This is a genomic window from Hydrogenophilus thiooxidans, assembly GCF_019049855.1.
Classification (GTDB): Bacteria; Pseudomonadota; Gammaproteobacteria; order Burkholderiales; family Rhodocyclaceae; genus Hydrogenophilus; species Hydrogenophilus thiooxidans.
The window spans coordinates 85,781-102,077 of sequence record NZ_JAHLSY010000003.1; the positions used below are offsets into that span (position 1 = coordinate 85,781).

At 62.6% G+C, this 16,297-nt stretch carries 15 protein-coding genes; 9 read left to right on the forward strand and 6 right to left on the reverse strand.

What is annotated here, in order from left to right; all coding sequences use genetic code 11:
* Positions 1-33: 33 nt before the first annotated feature.
* The gene (locus tag KUL93_RS02375; protein WP_217125524.1) at positions 34-2,016 is read right to left on the reverse strand and encodes a monovalent cation:proton antiporter family protein; all 1,983 of its coding nucleotides are present in this window, start codon (positions 2,014-2,016) and stop codon (positions 34-36) included.
* 58 nt (positions 2,017-2,074) lie between these two features.
* Here KUL93_RS02375 and KUL93_RS02380 point away from each other — a divergent pair, with 58 nt between their 5' ends.
* The 9 genes from KUL93_RS02380 (at position 2,075) to dacB (ending at position 9,351) form a co-directional block, all read left to right on the forward strand.
* Positions 2,075-3,073: a KpsF/GutQ family sugar-phosphate isomerase gene (locus KUL93_RS02380; RefSeq protein ID WP_217125525.1), complete on the forward strand. Its 999-nt coding sequence runs from the start codon at positions 2,075-2,077 to the stop codon at positions 3,071-3,073.
* Complete coding sequence (locus tag KUL93_RS02385) at positions 3,074-3,607, forward strand: KdsC family phosphatase (RefSeq protein ID WP_217125526.1); 534 nt, start codon at positions 3,074-3,076, stop codon at positions 3,605-3,607.
* Complete coding sequence (lptC, locus tag KUL93_RS02390) at positions 3,604-4,239, forward strand: LPS export ABC transporter periplasmic protein LptC (RefSeq protein WP_217125527.1); 636 nt, start codon at positions 3,604-3,606, stop codon at positions 4,237-4,239. The genes KUL93_RS02385 and lptC overlap by 4 nt, the downstream gene beginning before the upstream one ends.
* Positions 4,236-4,793 (forward strand): lipopolysaccharide transport periplasmic protein LptA, encoded by a 558-nt coding sequence (gene lptA, locus KUL93_RS02395; RefSeq protein WP_217125528.1) that lies wholly within the window; start codon positions 4,236-4,238, stop codon positions 4,791-4,793. Before lptC ends, lptA begins: the two co-directional genes overlap by 4 nt.
* Positions 4,790-5,578: an enoyl-CoA hydratase gene (locus KUL93_RS02400; protein ID WP_119335321.1), complete on the forward strand. Its 789-nt coding sequence runs from the start codon at positions 4,790-4,792 to the stop codon at positions 5,576-5,578. Before lptA ends, KUL93_RS02400 begins: the two co-directional genes overlap by 4 nt.
* A 100-nt stretch (positions 5,579-5,678) precedes the next feature.
* On the forward strand, positions 5,679-6,266 hold the full coding sequence (locus KUL93_RS02405) for a phasin family protein (RefSeq protein WP_217125529.1): 588 nt from the start codon (positions 5,679-5,681) through the stop codon (positions 6,264-6,266).
* Positions 6,267-6,426: 160 nt separating this feature from the next.
* Positions 6,427-6,630, forward strand: coding sequence for an LPS translocon maturation chaperone LptM (gene lptM / locus KUL93_RS11650; protein ID WP_346731618.1), 204 nt, complete (start codon positions 6,427-6,429; stop codon positions 6,628-6,630).
* The gene (gene lysA / locus KUL93_RS02410; RefSeq protein WP_217125530.1) at positions 6,617-7,897 is read left to right on the forward strand and encodes a diaminopimelate decarboxylase; all 1,281 of its coding nucleotides are present in this window, start codon (positions 6,617-6,619) and stop codon (positions 7,895-7,897) included. Before lptM ends, lysA begins: the two co-directional genes overlap by 14 nt.
* Positions 7,898-7,914: 17 nt before the next feature.
* Complete coding sequence (gene dacB / locus KUL93_RS02415; RefSeq protein ID WP_217125531.1) at positions 7,915-9,351, forward strand: D-alanyl-D-alanine carboxypeptidase/D-alanyl-D-alanine endopeptidase; 1,437 nt, start codon at positions 7,915-7,917, stop codon at positions 9,349-9,351.
* Between the two features lie 130 nt (positions 9,352-9,481).
* Here dacB and pnp read toward each other — a convergent pair whose 3' ends face one another.
* The 5 genes from pnp to infB form a co-directional block, all read right to left on the reverse strand.
* Entirely contained in the window at positions 9,482-11,623 is a 2,142-nt protein-coding gene (gene pnp / locus KUL93_RS02420; protein WP_217125532.1) for a polyribonucleotide nucleotidyltransferase, read from the reverse strand.
* Between the two features lie 71 nt (positions 11,624-11,694).
* Positions 11,695-11,961 carry a 30S ribosomal protein S15 gene (gene rpsO, locus KUL93_RS02425; RefSeq protein WP_217125533.1) on the reverse strand — a complete coding sequence of 89 codons (267 nt, stop codon included), beginning with the start codon at positions 11,959-11,961 and terminating at the stop codon, positions 11,695-11,697.
* The gene (gene truB / locus KUL93_RS02430; protein WP_430408196.1) at positions 11,951-13,015 is read right to left on the reverse strand and encodes a tRNA pseudouridine(55) synthase TruB; all 1,065 of its coding nucleotides are present in this window, start codon (positions 13,013-13,015) and stop codon (positions 11,951-11,953) included. Before truB ends, rpsO begins: the two co-directional genes overlap by 11 nt.
* Positions 12,990-13,412, reverse strand: coding sequence for a 30S ribosome-binding factor RbfA (gene rbfA, locus KUL93_RS02435; protein ID WP_217125535.1), 423 nt, complete (start codon positions 13,410-13,412; stop codon positions 12,990-12,992). The genes truB and rbfA overlap by 26 nt, the downstream gene beginning before the upstream one ends.
* A gap of 10 nt (positions 13,413-13,422) precedes the next feature.
* Positions 13,423-16,284 carry a translation initiation factor IF-2 gene (gene infB / locus KUL93_RS02440; RefSeq protein WP_217125536.1) on the reverse strand — a complete coding sequence of 954 codons (2,862 nt, stop codon included), beginning with the start codon at positions 16,282-16,284 and terminating at the stop codon, positions 13,423-13,425.
* Between the last annotated feature and the right edge of the window lie 13 nt (positions 16,285-16,297).

Here is a 16,297-nt window from a genome sequence, read left to right on the forward strand (position 1 = left end):
ACAGAGCCCTTCCGTGTGCTCCTTACCCCCCGCTCAATCTGGCCCAGCCAAAAAGCGCTCGCGCGCCGCCTCGAGCGCCGCGATATCCCCGCGCACGATCAGCGCGTCCCCCCGCTGCAGGCGGAAACTCGCGTCCGGCGCCGCCCCGCGAATCCCCCGACGCCGCACCGCAACCACTTCGACGCGTAACGTATCGAGCGCGAGCGCCCCCAGCGTATGCCCCACCCACGGAGAATCGTCGCTCACTACGAAGGTATCCAGCCGGACACCGTCTGCATCGGGTTCTTCGTCTGCGGCGTCGCTCACTCCGGAAAAGAAACCGCGGAACAGCCCATACCGCTCCTCGCGCAAGGCACGCAGTCGGCGTACCAGTTTCGGCAACGGCACGCCGATCAGCGCCAGCGTCTGCACCGCCATCATGATGGCCACCTCGATCGCTTCCGGAATCACCTCGGAGGCGCCAGCGGCGAACATCCGCTCGATGTCGCCCTCATCACGCACCCGGACCACCACGGGCGCCTCTGGCCGCAACGCTTGAACCGCCGATAGGATGCGCAGCGCTGCGTCGCGATCGGCGAAGGTGACCACCACCGCTTGCGCCCGCATCAACCCAGCCGCTTTGAGCACCTCAGTGCGCGCCGCATCCCCATAGACGACGTTTTCCCCTGCCGCCTGCGCGCGCCGCACCCGTTCCGGATCCAGATCGAGCGCGACGACGCTGATCCCCTCCTGGTCGAGGAGCTTTGCCATGTGTTGCCCGGTTCGACCATAGCCCAGCAGCAGTACCGGCGCCTTGATCTTCACCGTCCGCGCCGCAATCTGCGTGAGCTCCAACGAGCGCCGCGTCCATTCGCTCGCCACCACGCGCAAAACGAGCTTGTCGGAAAACTGCACGATCACCGGCGCGATCAACATCGACAACACCAGCGACGCCGCGATTACCTGTGGCCACGGTTCGGGCATCAACCCGTGCCGCTCGCCCAAGGCAAGGACCACGAAACCGAACTCCCCCGCCGTACACAACCACAAAGCGGAGCGCAGTGCGGTGCTTGCGTCACTGCCCAACACCCGTGATCCTGCCCAAACGATCACCCCTTTGAGGATCAGCACCACCACGATCGTCACCGCAACCCAAGGCAGAAAGCGAAGCACCACGCCGATGTCGAGAAACATCCCGACGGTGATGAAAAAGAGCCCCAGGAGCACGTCGCGAAACGGCTTGATATCCTCTTCTACCTGGTAGCGGTATTCGGTTTCGGCAATCAACATCCCGGCCAGGAAAGCCCCGAGCGCGAGCGACAACCCCAGGAGCTCGGAAAGCATCGCCATGCCGATCGTGACCAAAAGGACGTTCAACGTGAAGAATTCACTCGAGCGTTGCCGCGCCACCCAACCGAACCAGCGGCGCATCACGGGTTGGCCGAAGCGCAACACGAGCGCCAGCGCCACCGCCGCTTTCACCAGCGCCAGCCCCATCGGCAAGAGCCACTCTCCCCCCGCTTCGCCCCTGCCGAGCGCAGGCAGCAAAATGAGGATCGGCACCACGGCGAGATCTTGAAAGAGCAACACGCCGATCACTTCTCGCCCGTGGGGTTTTTCCAACTCCATCCGCTCGGTGAGCAATTTCGACAAAATCGCCGTCGAGGACATCGCCAACGCAGCGGCGAGTACGAAAGCACCGATCCACGGCAACCCCAGGGCCCCACCGACTCCCATCAACACCACGATCGTCACCAAGACCTGGATCGCCCCAAGGCCGAAGACGACGCGGCGCATCGCCTTGAGGTGACCCAGCGAAAATTCCAAACCGATCGAAAACATCAAAAAGACGATGCCGAATTCGGCGACGAACTGCGCCGTGGCAGGATCGCGAACCAGATTGAGGGTACTGGGGCCGACGAGCACCCCGACCATCAAATAGCCGATGATCGGCGGCAAGCCCAATTGCCGCGTGAGGGCCACCGCGACCACCGACCCCGCCAGAAGCCCAACCAGCAAAAAAAGGCTTTCGTGCATTCCGTTCCCCGACAGATGGGTTTGCTATACTACGCGCCAGTATAGCGGAAAGGACATCATGGTCGGTTCGTTAGCGCCCATCGACCCAGAGCGTCTGATCGCTCGGGGCGAAACCACATTGGCGATCGAAATCGCTGGGCTTGAGGCGGTCAAAGCACGCCTGCGGCATGACCAGAGTTTCGTCCGCGCCGTCACGGTGATCCTCGAGGCCAAAGGGCGGGTGATCGTGACCGGCGTGGGGAAATCGGGCCACATCGGGCGCAAGATCGCCGCCACCCTGGCTTCGACCGGCACCCCCGCCTATTTCGTCCATGCGGCGGAAGCCGCGCATGGCGACCTCGGAATGATCACACCCGAGGACGTGGTGATCGCGATCTCCTATTCGGGCCAATCGGACGAACTTCTGACCATCCTGCCAGCGATCAAACGCTTCGGCGCCCACCTCATCGCGATCACCGGCCGAGCCCATTCGCCGCTCGCACAAGCCGCCGAGGTCCATCTCGACGTCTCTGTACCGCAAGAGGCGTGCCCGCACAACATCGCGCCAACTGCGAGCACCACGGCGACGCTCGCGCTCGGGGATGCGTTGGCGATGGCGCTTTTGGAAGCGCGCGGTTTTGGTCCCGACGATTTTGCCCGCACCCACCCCGCCGGTGCGCTGGGGCGGCGGCTGTTGCTGCGGTTGAGCGACGTGATGCGGCCCCGCGCCCGCTGTCCGGTCGCAACGGCCCAGACCCCGTTCACCGAAGCGCTCTTGACGATGACCCAAGGGGGCATGGGGATGGTGATCGAAGTGGACGAGCGTGACCACCCGATCGGCATCTTTACCGACGGCGATCTGCGTAGGCTCCTAGAGCGCGGCACCGATTGGCGCCATGCCCGTTTCGGCGATGTGGCCCACCCTGCCCCCAAAACGCTCCCGGCAACTGCGCTTGCCGCCGAAGCGGCCCGCTTCATGGAGACGCACCGCATCAACCACATCCTGGCCGTACACGCAGACGGAACCCTTGCGGGTGCGGTCCATATGCACGATTTGATGCACGCCAAGGTGATTTAGATGGATGCTCGAGCCAAAGCGCGCGCCGTGCGTCTCATGGGGTTTGACATCGACGGGGTGATGACCGACGGCCGCCTCTATTACGGCCCCGACGGCGAAACCCTAAAAGTTTTTCACAGTCGCGATGGACACGGCCTGAAACTGCTGATGCGCGCCGGAATCGTCGTCGTGGTGATCTCGGGGCGGCGCTCTGCAGCGCTCGAAGCGCGCTGTGCCGAACTCGGTGTGCACGAATGCCACTTGGGTGTCGAAGACAAACTCGCGACGCTGCAAACCATCCTTGCCCGGCGCAACTTGACGCGCCAACAGGCCGGATATATGGGCGACGACATCGTCGACCTCGAAATTCTCTGCCAGTGCGGGTTTTCGGCGGCGCCTGCCGACGCCCATCCGGAGGTCTGCGCCCGCGTCGACTACCGTGCGGCGCTGCCTGGCGGTCACGGCGCCGTCCGTGAAGTGTGTGATTGGCTGCTCAAAACGCAAAACCGTTACCATCAGCTGGTTCAAGAAGCCTTGGGGTCCGCTGCGCCATGACGTTGACGGCAACGACCGCTCGTACCACGCTCCTCTTGACTGCGTTGGCGGTGATCGCCTCAGGGCTTTGGTGGCTTGCTGAGCGCGAAATGGCCGCACTCACCCCCCCTTCGCCACCAGCGCCACAGATCGACGGCACCGCCTATCAGACCTTCACCCGCATCTATGACCGATCGGGCCGGTTGCAGCAGACGCTCACCGCGGCGCGGCTTGACCACGAACGCCTCAGTGCACAAGTGCTGCTCACCCAGGTCACGTTCGAATCGTTCCGCCCCCCATACCATACCGTGGCATTCGCCCAACAGGCGCGGTGGCTCGAAAACGAAGGGCGGCTCGACCTTTGGAATACGGTGCGCATCCGCCGCGATGCGCTCGATGCCCCGCCGCTTGCGCTCGCAACGGAAGCGCTGACGCTCTGGCCCCATGAAGGGCGGGGCAGTAGCGCGACGCAAACCTGGTTACTCCAAGGGGCGCGTTGGGCTGTCGGTGATACCCTGACTGCCGAACGCGACTTCACCCATATCGTCTTGGCCGGAAACGCGCACGTTCACTGGCCGGCGCCGCCTTCGCCTCGGCAACGCGTACCGCAACCCAACGCACCCTCCGCACGACCCGGTAAAGGATCAGGATGAGCACGCTTGTCTGCAGCCATTTACGCCCGCTCGCGTTGACCGCACTCACAGCGCTGATCGTGGCATTGCCCGGACCGCTCTACGCGAAAAAGAGCGATCGCGACCAACCGGTTGCAATCGACGCCGACCGGATCACCGTCGACGAACGCGAACGCACCCACCGCTTCGAAGGCAACGTCCTGCTGCGCCAAGGTACGCTGGAAATTCGTGCCGACGAGGTAATCGTGACACAGGACGACCGGGGGTTTCGCACGGGAACCGCGATCGGCAAAGGGCGCTTGGCCACCTTTCGCCAACAGAAAGAGGGTTCGGACGAATGGATCACGGGGCAAGCGGAACGGCTCGACTATGACGCGCGGGCCGAACGCTTGACGCTGACCGGCCGCGCCCGCGTCACCTCGGGTGCCGACATCGTCGAAGGCGCGGTGATCGTCTATGAAGTGGTCAACGAAACCTATCGCGTGACCAAAAGCGGCGCGACCTCCTCTGCCCCGAACGGGCGGGTGCGCGCGATCATTCAACCCAAAAACCCACCCAAGGAGCAAAAACCATGAATGAAACCAGCCATTCATCCGTCGTATTGACCGAAGTCCATGGCAAAGTCGGGCTGATCCGCATCAATCGCCCGGAACGGATGAACGCGCTCAACGACGCGGTGGTTGATGCGATCGGCGCTGCGCTCGACACTTTTGAGGCCGACGACGCCATCGGCGCGATCGTCATCACCGGCAACGAAAAGGCCTTCGCGGCAGGCGCGGACATCGGCGCGATGGCCGAGTTCGACTATCAGCACGCCTACCGAACCGACTACATCACCCGCAACTGGGAGCGCGTGAAGACCTGTCGCAAACCGATCATCGCTGCGGTTGCCGGCTATGCGCTGGGGGGCGGGTGCGAGTTGGCGATGATGTGCGATTTCATCATTGCCGCCGACAACGCGAAGTTCGGACAACCGGAGATCAAGCTCGGAATCCTACCCGGTGCCGGCGGAACGCAGCGGTTACCCCGTGCGGTCGGAAAGGCAAAAGCGATGGACATGTGCCTTACTGCGCGCTTCATGGACGCGGAAGAGGCCGAACGTGCGGGGCTGGTGTCGCGGATCGTCCCCGTCGACCGATTGCTCGACGAGGCACTCTCTGCCGCGCAGACCATCGCCTCGTACTCACTGCCCGTGGTGATGATGGTCAAAGAGTGCGTCAACCGTGCGTTCGAAAGCTCGCTTGCCGAAGGGCTCCTCTTCGAGCGCCGCGTCTTCCATGCCGCGTTTGCGCTCGAAGACCAGAAAGAGGGCATGAAAGCGTTTCTGGAAAAACGCCCGCCCCAGTTCAAAAACCGCTGAGTTGTGCACTGCACAAAAAAATGTTGACTTTCTCCCGATGGGTCGATATAGTATGAATTGTTGCACTGCAACATTTTTGAACTCATCGGGAGGTATCGCCATGAACACGCAATTCATTGAACAACTCGCCAACAACCAGCGCAAAATTTCGGAAGCCTGGCTCGCCATCGCCAACCAAAACTTCGCGCTCGGCGAAAAGCTCACCAACATCACGCTCGAAATGCTGCGCGGCAACATGGAGCGTTTCGCGCAACAAAGTCAGGCGCTCGTGACGCAAAAAGATCCGCAAGCTGCGTGGCAAGAGGTGCAGAAATTCGTCACCAGCAACGTCGAAGAGCTGGTGAACCAGCAGCGTCAAGTCGCGGAGCTTTTGAAACAGCACCGCAACGAACTCAGCAAGGTCGCCGAAGAGCAGATCAACGCAATCAACAAAGAGATCGCGGAGCTCCTCGACAACCTGAGCAAATCGGCTCCTGCGGGTTCGGAAGTCGCGATCAACGCCGCGAAGTCGGCTTTGGCCGCTACGAGCGCTGCCTACGAAAACATTCAGAAAGCGTTCCAGCAGGTGAATGAAATCGTCGAAGCGAACCTCTCCGCCGCGGCGAACGCCGCGACCAAAGCGGTGAGCACCGCTGCGCAAACCGCGCAAAAAGCGCAACCGGCTGCGGGCGCGAAGAAGTCGGCGTAATGCGCGGCTGACACCACACCGGTTGTGGGGGTGCGTGCAGATCACCTGAGCGTTGCCCTCAGTTCCAGGATCCTCAACGCCCTGCTTCGTGCAGGGCGTTTTGTTTGGCAAAAGCGCCGCTCCTTTGTTAAGATTTCGCTTTTGTTGCGACGAACCGGCCATGCGTCTGAGATTGCTGTTGCTTGTTCCGTGCGCGCTTGCACTCACTGCCTGTGGCGTCAAAGGGCCATTGACCCTACCACCAAAACAAACGTCCGCACAAGCGGCCTTTGCAGAGGAAGCGCCGCTGGCATTCTCACCTACTTCGGCAGCCACGGCCCTATTTGCCCCATTGGAAGCAAACCACGATCATGACGCCTTCTGACCTTTTTCCCATGCCGACCCTCTCTCGCCGCAATGGGACGCTCACGTTGGAAGCGACCCCGTTGACTGTGATCGCGGAACGGTACGGCACTCCGTGCTACGTCTATTCCGAAGCAGCGATCCGCGCGGCGTGGGCAGCCTATCGCGAAGGTCTGCCCCCAGAAGCCGGTACGATCCATTATGCGGTCAAGGCAAACAGCAACCTGTCGATCCTGCGCCTTTTCGCCGAGCTCGGCGCGGGCTTCGACATCGTCTCGGGTGGCGAACTCGAACGGGTGGTCGCAGCAGGCGGAAAACCGGAAACGGTGGTCTTCTCCGGTGTCGGCAAAGCCGTCTGGGAGATCGAACGCGCACTCGAACTCGGCATTGGCGCGTTTCACGTCGAGTCGCTCCCCGAACTCGAACGCATCGCGACGATCGCGCAAGCGCACGGTGTCTCGGCACCGATCAGTTTCCGCGTCAACCCGGACGTCGACCCGAAAACCCATCCCTATATCGCCACGGGTCTGGCGCGTAGCAAATTCGGTGTCACTCTTGACGAAGCGCGCATCGGCTACCGACAAGCGATGGACCATCCCGCGTTGTCCGTGGTCGGGGTCGCCTGCCACATCGGCTCGCAACTGATTGACGACGCGCCACTCCTTGAGGCCGCGGAACGAATCCGTCGTTTTGTCGAAGAGCTCGCTGATGAGGGCATTCGGCTCACCACGATCGATCTCGGCGGTGGCATCGGGATTCGCTATCGCGACGAATCGCCGCTGGACGTCGCCCAAACGCTGCGTCGCCTGCGTGCGGTTTTCGCTGGTCGTCCCGAACGGCTCGCTGTCGAGCCCGGTCGCTCCCTCGTCGGTGCGGCGGGGCTGTTGCTCACCCGTGTCGAATACGTCAAAATCCGCGATGACCATACCTTCTTCGTCGTCGACGCCGCGATGAACGACCTGATGCGACCGGCACTCTACGAAGCGTGGCATGAGATCGTCCCGGTCGTCGACCGCCCCGAGTGTCCGCCGCGCACGGGCGACGTCGTCGGGCCGGTGTGCGAAACGGGGGATTTTCTCGGTCTCGACCGCACGCTCGCTGTCGCAGCGGGCGACCTGCTTGCCGTTCTCTGCGCGGGTGCCTACGGAATGGCGATGAGCTCCAATTACAATACCCGTCCCCGCGCCGCCGAGGTTTTGGTGCGCGACAGCAGCCACCAGCTCATCCGGCCCCGCGAGAAACGGGAGCAGCTGTGGGCAGACGAGTTCGCGCTGCTGCCCAACGCGTAAGGCGCGGCGTCCCGACGATGGCGAAAAAGGGGCCCCAGGCGCGCGCTCCACTTGCCTGCGCGCTTGCTTTTTTGCTGCTTCTCCTGCCCGAACTGCTACTTGCTGCGGGATTGCCCAGCGCGGTCGCCAAAACCCTTACCCAAGCGGGTATCCCCACCGAATCGCTCTCCGTCTGGATCGCGCCGCTTGACGGCCGCGACGGGCCAAAACTCTACTACCACGCGGACACCCCGCGCAACCCCGCTTCGGTGATGAAGCTCATTACTACCTTTGCCGCGTTCGAAACCTTTGGCGCGAGCGCACGATGGCAGGTCGTGTTGCAAACCCGTGCCGAATGGCAGGGAGAGACGCTCTATGGGACGCTTGAGCTCGTCCACGATGGCGATCCGGCGCTCACTGCCGAGCGGTTGTGGACGCTCCTTCGCACCGCGCGCGCGATGGGCATTCGCCGCATCGCGGGCTTTACCGTCACTGCGCCCGCGCTTCGCTTGCCGCCGTGGGATCCCAACGCCTTCGACGGACGGGGCGAAGCCCCCTATACCCAAGGGCCGGCTGCGGCGCTCGCGCACTTCAACGCGATCGTCGTAACCCTCACCCCGCACCCCGAGGGGAAACGGGTGATCGCCACCACCCACCCACCCCTTCCCGTGCCGCTCGATACCCAAGCCCTCACTGCAGTGCCAGGAAGCTGTCCGCAAGAAGCCCGCCATTTGGTCGCGGCAACGTTCCTCTCCAACCGCTTGGTGCTTTCTGGGCGCTACCCGGTTGCGTGCGGCTCTCAGACGTTGGCGCTCGCGCCGCCAGACCCGAACCGCTACCTCGAATGGCTCCTGACCGCGATCTGGGGGGAGCTCGGCGGCACGATCGACCCCAAATTGGCGCGCTCAGGAAGCGCACGTACCCCGTTTCGCATCGCGGTGAGCGAATCGCCGACCCTCACCGAAATCGCGTATCAGATGAACAAATGGTCGAACAACGTGATCGCGCGCCAACTCCTTGCCCTCATCGGGTACGAGACTGCGCCCGATGCTCCGGACCATGTCGCCGCCGGACGCGACGCGGTGTTGGCACTCCTGAAGGCGCGCGCAATCGACGACGGCCAGACGGTGATCGACAACGGCGCGGGGCTTTCGCGCACCGCGCGCATCACGGCTCGGACACTTGCGCAACTCCTCACCTATGTGGCGCACCAGAACTACGCCGCCGAATTTTTTGCCGGCCTGCCACGCCTAGGGGAAGACGGCACGGCACGACGGCGCTACCGCGACCATCCGCTTGCCGGTGACGCGCACGTCAAGACCGGGACGCTACGCGACGTACGGGCGCTTGCCGGGTATGCACGGGACCGCAACGGCAGGCCGTACGTGGTCGCGATCCTGCTGCAACACCCCAACGCGTCCGCTGCCGCTTCGGTTTTGCCCTTGCTCCTCGAGTGGTTGGCACAACACGGCTGACCACCGCACCGCGCAACGAAAAAACGCCAAACCCAGCGCTGGGTTTAGCGTTTTGCGAAGCACTTATCGGTGAGAAAAGACCCGCAGCGCGTTCGGATCGCGGGGCGCTGTGGCCGCGGGCGTGACGGCGCTATTGCGCGCCTTCTTCGGTTGTGGCGCCTTCCGTGGATGCCGCGCCGCGTTCCTCCTGCGCGACCCCTTTGAGCGAAAGTTTGATCCGGCCGCGATCGTCGGTCTCGAGCACTTTGACGCGGATTTTTTGCCCCTCTTTGACGTAATCGGAGACATTATTGACGCGCTCGTTCGCGATCTGTGAGATGTGCAACAGCCCATCGCGGCCGGGGAGGATATTTACGATCGCGCCGAAGTCGAGAATCTTGAGGACTGTCCCTTCGTACTCTTTTCCGACCTCGACTTCGGCGGTGATCGCCGCAATGCGCTCTTTCGCTGCGTCGATTCCAGCGGCACTCGAAGAGGAGATGGTCACGGTACCGTCTTCGGCGATCTCGATCACCGTACCGGTCTCTTCCTGCAGCGCCCGGATCACCGCCCCGCCTTTGCCGATCACGTCGCGGATCTTGTCGGGATGGATCTTGATCTGTGCCATGCGGGGCGCGTAGGCAGAGAGCTCACCGCGCGCTTCGCCCATCGCCTCCCGCATCAACCTGAGGATGTGCAGACGCGCCTCTTTGGCTTGCGCGAGCGCCACCTGCATGATCTCTTTGGTGATCCCTTGGATCTTGATGTCCATCTGCAGTGCGGTGACGCCATCCTCGGTTCCCGCAACTTTGAAATCCATATCCCCCAGATGGTCTTCATCGCCGAGGATATCGGTAAGCACCGCGAAACGGTTCCCCTCTTTGATGAGCCCCATCGCCACTCCTGCGACATGCTTCTTGAGGGGGACCCCTGCGTCCATCAGCGCGAGCGACGACGAACAGACGGTGGCCATCGAACTCGACCCGTTCGATTCGAGGATTTCGGAAACGACGCGAATCGTGTACGGAAACTCATCCTGGCTGGGGATGAGCGCTTTCAGCGCCCGTTTCGCGAGGTTGCCGTGGCCGATTTCACGCCGCTTGGGAACCCCGAAACGCCCGGTTTCGCCGGTCGAAAACGGCGGGAAATTGTAGTGGAGCATGAACGGCTCACGGTATTCGCCCGCCAGCGCGTCGATGATCTGCTCGTCGCGCCCGGTTCCAAGCGTTGCCACCGCCAGAGCCTGGGTTTCGCCGCGGGTAAACAAGCACGAACCGTGGGTGCGCGGCAACACGCCGACACGGATGTCGATGGGGCGCACGGTGCGGGTATCGCGCCCGTCGATGCGCGGTTCGCCCGCGAGGATGCGGCCGCGGACGATTGCCGACTCCAGGTCGAAAAGGATCGCGTTGATTTCGTTGAGGGACGGCATCGGCTCGAACGATTCGAGCACCGCTTGCGTCACCTCAGCGCGAATCGCCTTGAGCGCGTCGTTGCGCGCTTGCTTGGCGGGAATCGCAAACGCTGCCGAGAGCCGCTCATGCGCCAGTTCCTGGATGCGCGCTTTGAGCGCTTCGTTGGGCAGCGGCGGCTGCCAATCCCAAGCAGGCTTGCCCGCTTCGGCAACCAGTTCGCGGATCGCTTCGATCGCAACCTGCATCTGTTCGTGGCCAAAGACCACCGCGCCGAGCATCACCTCTTCGGGGAGCTCCTTTGCTTCCGACTCAACCATCAGCACCGCGTTTTCGGTGCCCGCGACGACGAGGTCGAGGGCGCTTGCTTTGAGCGCGCTTTGCGTTGGGTTGAGTACGTATTGGCCATTGATGTAGCCGATGCGGCATGCCCCCATGGGGCCTTGGAACGGAATCCCGGAAAGCGAAAGCGCGGCGCTGGCGGCGATCATCGCCGGAATGTCGCCGTCGATCTCGGGATTGAGCGACAGCACCTGGACGATCACCTGGACTTCGTTGGTGAAACCGTCCGGAAAGAGCGGACGAATGGGGCGGTCGATGAGGCGCGACGTCAAGGTCTCTTTTTCACTCGGTCGCCCTTCCCGCTTGAAGAAGCCGCCAGGGATACGCCCTGAAGCGTAAAACTTTTCCATATAATCGACGGTGAGCGGGAAGAAATCCTGCCCCTCTTTCGCCTCTTTCGCGGCGACGACGGTGGCGAGCACCACCGTTTCGTCCATGTCGACCAGCACGGCACCGCTTGCTTGGCGTGCCATTTCCCCCGTCTCGATGCGAACGGTGTGCTGGCCATAGGTAAAGGTTTTGCTGACTGCTTGTGGCATAGCGTTTTGTCTCTCCCGAAACCGAAGAGCCCTCGTCGGGGACGAGGGCTCTTCTTCGTATCAATAAGCGGTTACTTGCGCAGCCCCAGACGTTGAATCAGGGCAAGGTAACGGTCTGGGTCGGTCCGCTTCAGGTAATCCAAGAGCCGCCGACGCTGAGAGACCATTTTCAGCAGCCCACGACGCGAATGGTGATCTTTTTTATGGGTGGCGAAATGGTCCTGCAATCCGTTGATGCGGGCAGTAAGGAGCGCCACCTGGACTTCCACCGAACCGGTGTCGTTTTGGCCGCGACCGAATTCGGCAACGATTTTTGCTTTGGTTTCTTTATCCAGCATAACGGTACTCTTTCACATCCTCAAAGGTTCGGTTCCAGACAACGTCATTCCCGATGGCTTCAGGCAGCGTTGGCGAAGAATGCAATAGTTTAGCAACAACTCGCTTGGGCGACAAGACCCCAGCCTGCGGCTGCCATTCGCCGACCCCCAAAAAACGGTAACCGCTCCCGTCGCGCAGATAGACGCGAACCGATAGTGCCCGTTCCGTTGCGCGCAGTTGCACCCCGCTGTTTGATTGCGCTGCCAAGCGATGTGCATTCGTGCGCTCGCGAAGCGTCACCGGCTGCCCGTGCCGAAAACGCTCGGCCTGGGCCGAGTCCAGAGCGATTGCAGGCAGGTGGCGAACGAGGGTGTCGACCGGCAGCAGCCGCGCGCGCGCGTATTCCGAAGGAAGTGCGCACCACGCCGCCAGCGACAAAGCCGAGTCACACGAAAAAGGTCCCACCGCGTCGCGGTGCAGTCGATCGACGTGCGCCGGAGCGCCAAGGGCCGCGCCGATCGCTTCCGCGAGCACGCGGATATAGGTTCCTTTGCTGACGGTGGCAGAGAGCACCGCGCGTTGCGCCGCTTCGTCAAACGCAATACATTCAAGGCGGTGGATGGTCACCTGCCGCGGCTCCCGCGCCACCGTCACCCCTTCGCGCGCCAACCGATAGAGCGGTTTGCCGTCCCGTTTCAACGCCGACACCATCGGGGGAATCTGTTCGATCTCGCCGAGGAAACGGGGCAATACCGCGTGAAGCGCCGCTTCGGTCACCGAAGTCTCCGCAGTGCGCACGACCGCGCCCGTTGCGTCGCCGGAGTCGGTCGCCACACCAAAAACCACGCGAAAGGTATAGGTCTTGTCGGCCTCCAACCACGCTTGGGCAAATTTGGTCGCTTCGCCGAACGCGATCAGCAAAAGCCCCGTCGCCATCGGGTCGAGCGTTCCACCGTGCCCCGCCTTCTGAGCGGCCAGATGGCGCCGCAGTTGCTGCAACGCGTGATTGCTCGAAACGCCTTCTGGCTTATCTAGGAGCGCAACCCCGTCAATCGCGTCGCTCTGTCGCGCCATCATCGCGCTTCCCTGCGTCAGCCGTTGGCGCTGCGTCGCTGGCGCGCCGTTCGGCCGCAACACGGTCGATGAGTTGCGTGAGCGCAACGCCGCGCTCAATCGACGTGTCGTAAAGAAAATGGAGTTGGGGCACCTTGTAGGTGGTGAGGCGCTTCGCCAAATGCTGGCGGAGAAACCCTTTGGCGCGTTCAAGCCCGACAATCGCCTCGCGGACCCGTTCCGCTCCTTCCCAGCTGGAGAGGTACACCTTCGCGTGCGCGAGATCGTTCGAGACCTCGACTGCGGTAATCGTGACCACGCCAACGCGCGGGTCTTTAACCTCGCGCCGGATGAGTTCGGCCAGGTGCTGTTGAATCGCATCCGCAACGCGTCGGGCGCGGGGAAAGTCCTTGGGCATCGATCGCTCCTTACAGCGTGCGCGCAACCTCTTTCACTTCGAAGACCTCGATCTGGTCCCCCTCTTGGATCTCCTGGAAGTTCTTGATCGAAAGCCCACACTCATAGCCTGCTTTGACTTCGCGCACGTCTTCCTTGAACCGTTTGAGCGAATCGAGTTCGCCTTCGTAGATCACCACGTTGTCGCGCAACACCCGAACGCGGGCGCTGCGGCGCACCACCCCTTCGAGGACGTAGCACCCAGCGACGGTCCCCACTTTCGGCACGCGGAAGGTCTGGCGCACTTCGACAAGCCCCAGGGTCTCTTCCTTGCGCTCGGGCGAAAGAAGCCCAGCCATCGCCGCCTTGACCTCGTCGACCGCATCGTAGATGATGTTGTAGTAGCGGATGTCGACGTCGTAGGTCTCGGCCAGTTTGCGGGCGTTTGCGTCAGCCCGCACGTTGAAGCCGATGATCACAGCACCGGAAGCCTGCGCCAAGTTCACGTCGCTTTCGGTGATCCCGCCCACGCCGGAGTGGACCACCTGCACCTGCACTTCGTCGGTGGAGAGCTTGGTGAGCGCTTGGGCAAGCGCCTCGGCAGAACCTTGAACGTCGGCTTTGACGATGATCGGCAATTTCTTGACATCGCCCTGCCCCATCTGGTCGAAGAGATTTTCCAGTTTGAGGGCTTGACTCTTCGCCAGCTTCTGCTCACGGTACTTCCCTTGACGGTAGAGGGCGATCTCCCGCGCTTTGCGTTCGTCCGGTAGGACGTAGAACGCCTCACCCGCTTGCGGCACCTCTTCAAGCCCCAGGATCTCCGCGGGCATCGACGGCCCTGCTTCGTCGATTTGCCGTCCGGTTTCGTCGAGCATCGCGCGCACCCGACCCCAGGTGGCGCCCGCCAAGACGACGTCCCCTCTGCGCAGCGTCCCGCTTTGCACCAGCACGGTGGCAACCGGCCCGCGGCCGCGGTCGAGCCGCGCTTCGATCACCAGTCCTTTCGCGGGGCCCGTTTTCGGCGCTTTGAGTTCGAGGACCTCGGCCACCAACAGGATCGACTCCAGGAGTTCGTCGATGCCTTGCCCGGTCTTCGCCGAAACATTGACGAAAATGGTGTCCCCACCGTACTCTTCCGGAATCACCCCTTCGGCGACCAGCTCCTGACGGACCCGGTCGGGGTTCGCTTCCGGTTTGTCGATCTTGTTCACGGCGACGACGATCGGTACATTGGCCGCTTTGGCGTGGTGGATCGCCTCCCGGGTCTGGGGCATGACGCCGTCATCCGCCGCAACGACCAGGACGACGACGTCGGTTGCCTGCGCTCCACGGGCGCGCATCGCGGTAAACGCCTCGTGGCCCGGGGTATCGAGAAAGGTAACCACCCCTTTTGGCGTTTCGACGTGGTACGCGCCGATGTGCTGAGTGATGCCCCCCGCTTCACCCGCCGCGACCTTGGTGCGGCGAATGAAGTCCAGAAGCGACGTCTTACCGTGGTCGACGTGCCCCATCACCGTGACGACCGGAGGCCGCGGTTCGGGCGTCCGGTCGAGTTCGGCGCCAAAGGTCTCGAGGAACGCATCAGGGTCGTCGAGTTTCGCGGCAACCGCTTTGTGCCCCATCTCTTCGACGGCGAGCATCGCGGTCTCTTGGTCGAGCACCTGGTTGATCGTCGCCATCACCCCCAATTTCATCAACGTCTTGATGAGGTCGACCGCTTTGACCGCCATCGCGTGCGCCAACTCGGCAACCGTGATCGTTTCGGGCACATGGATTTCCCGCACGACCGGTTCGGTCGGTGCTTGAAAACCGTGTTCTTCGTCGCGCTGCTGACGTTTGTTGCCCTTCTTCTTGCTTCCTTTCCCTTTCCAGCCGCTCTCGCCATCGTCAAGCGCGCGCACCTTGAGGCCACCCTTGCGGTTGGCCCGCTCTTCGCGCTCTTTCTCTTTGGTTTTCTTGCCCTTCTCTTTTGCCTTCTTGGCCGTTTCCGTCGCGGTAACTGGCGTCACCTCTTGCAAAGCGTCATTGTCTGCACTAGGCTTGTCCTCCTCTGCGGCACCCTTTTCGGCAGCTTCGGCTTGTTTGGCTGCCTGCCGCGCCGCTTCGCGCGCCCGACGTTCGCGCAGTTCCGCTTCCTGAATCGCGCGCAGTTTCGCTTGCCGCTCGGCTTCTAGTCGGCGCCGTTCGAGCTCTTCTGGCGACAAGACCGGGTGCAAGGTTCGATCCTTCGCAACCGGTTCACCCGGCTTTGCCTCTGCCCCTTTCTGCGCTTTCGCTTTGCGCTTGACGCTGCTGGTAGCAGGCTGAGCGACCGGCTGCGCCTTGCCAACCGCTTCCGGGGGTTCGAGGGCAGGTTCTGGTCGCGCTGCCTCGTTGGGTTCGGTCGATGCCGCGTTGGCGGATACATCGTTCCCACCCTCCTGTGGCGGTCTCGCCTTCTCAGCGGCCGATACGGTCGCGTGCGCCGTTTCCGTTTGGGCTGTCTCCGAAGCGCGCACGGGTGACTCGGAGGCGCTTGGCGCCGCTAAGGGGGTTTCGCCAGCGCGCAGCGCTGCTTCCACCTTCGCTTTTTCTTCCTGAGTCTTCGCAAGGAGCGCTTCTTTCTTCACCAAGACCCGTTTTTTGCGCACTTCGACCTGAACCGTGCGGGCGCGGCCAGACGCGTCAGTGGCACGGATCGCGGTGGTCTCCTTACGCTTGAGGGTGATGCGCTTCTCATCCCCAGCGCCATGTTGGCGTTTGAGGTAATCGAGCAGTTTGGCTTTGTCGTCTGCGGTAAGCGGACTTTCGGGCCCTTCGGCGGAGACTCCGGCTTCGCGAAGCTGGGTAATGAGTTTGGCGACGGGAACGCCCAGCTCTTGCGCAAATGCTTTGACGTTTTCGGTATCCATGGCGGCTCCTCCC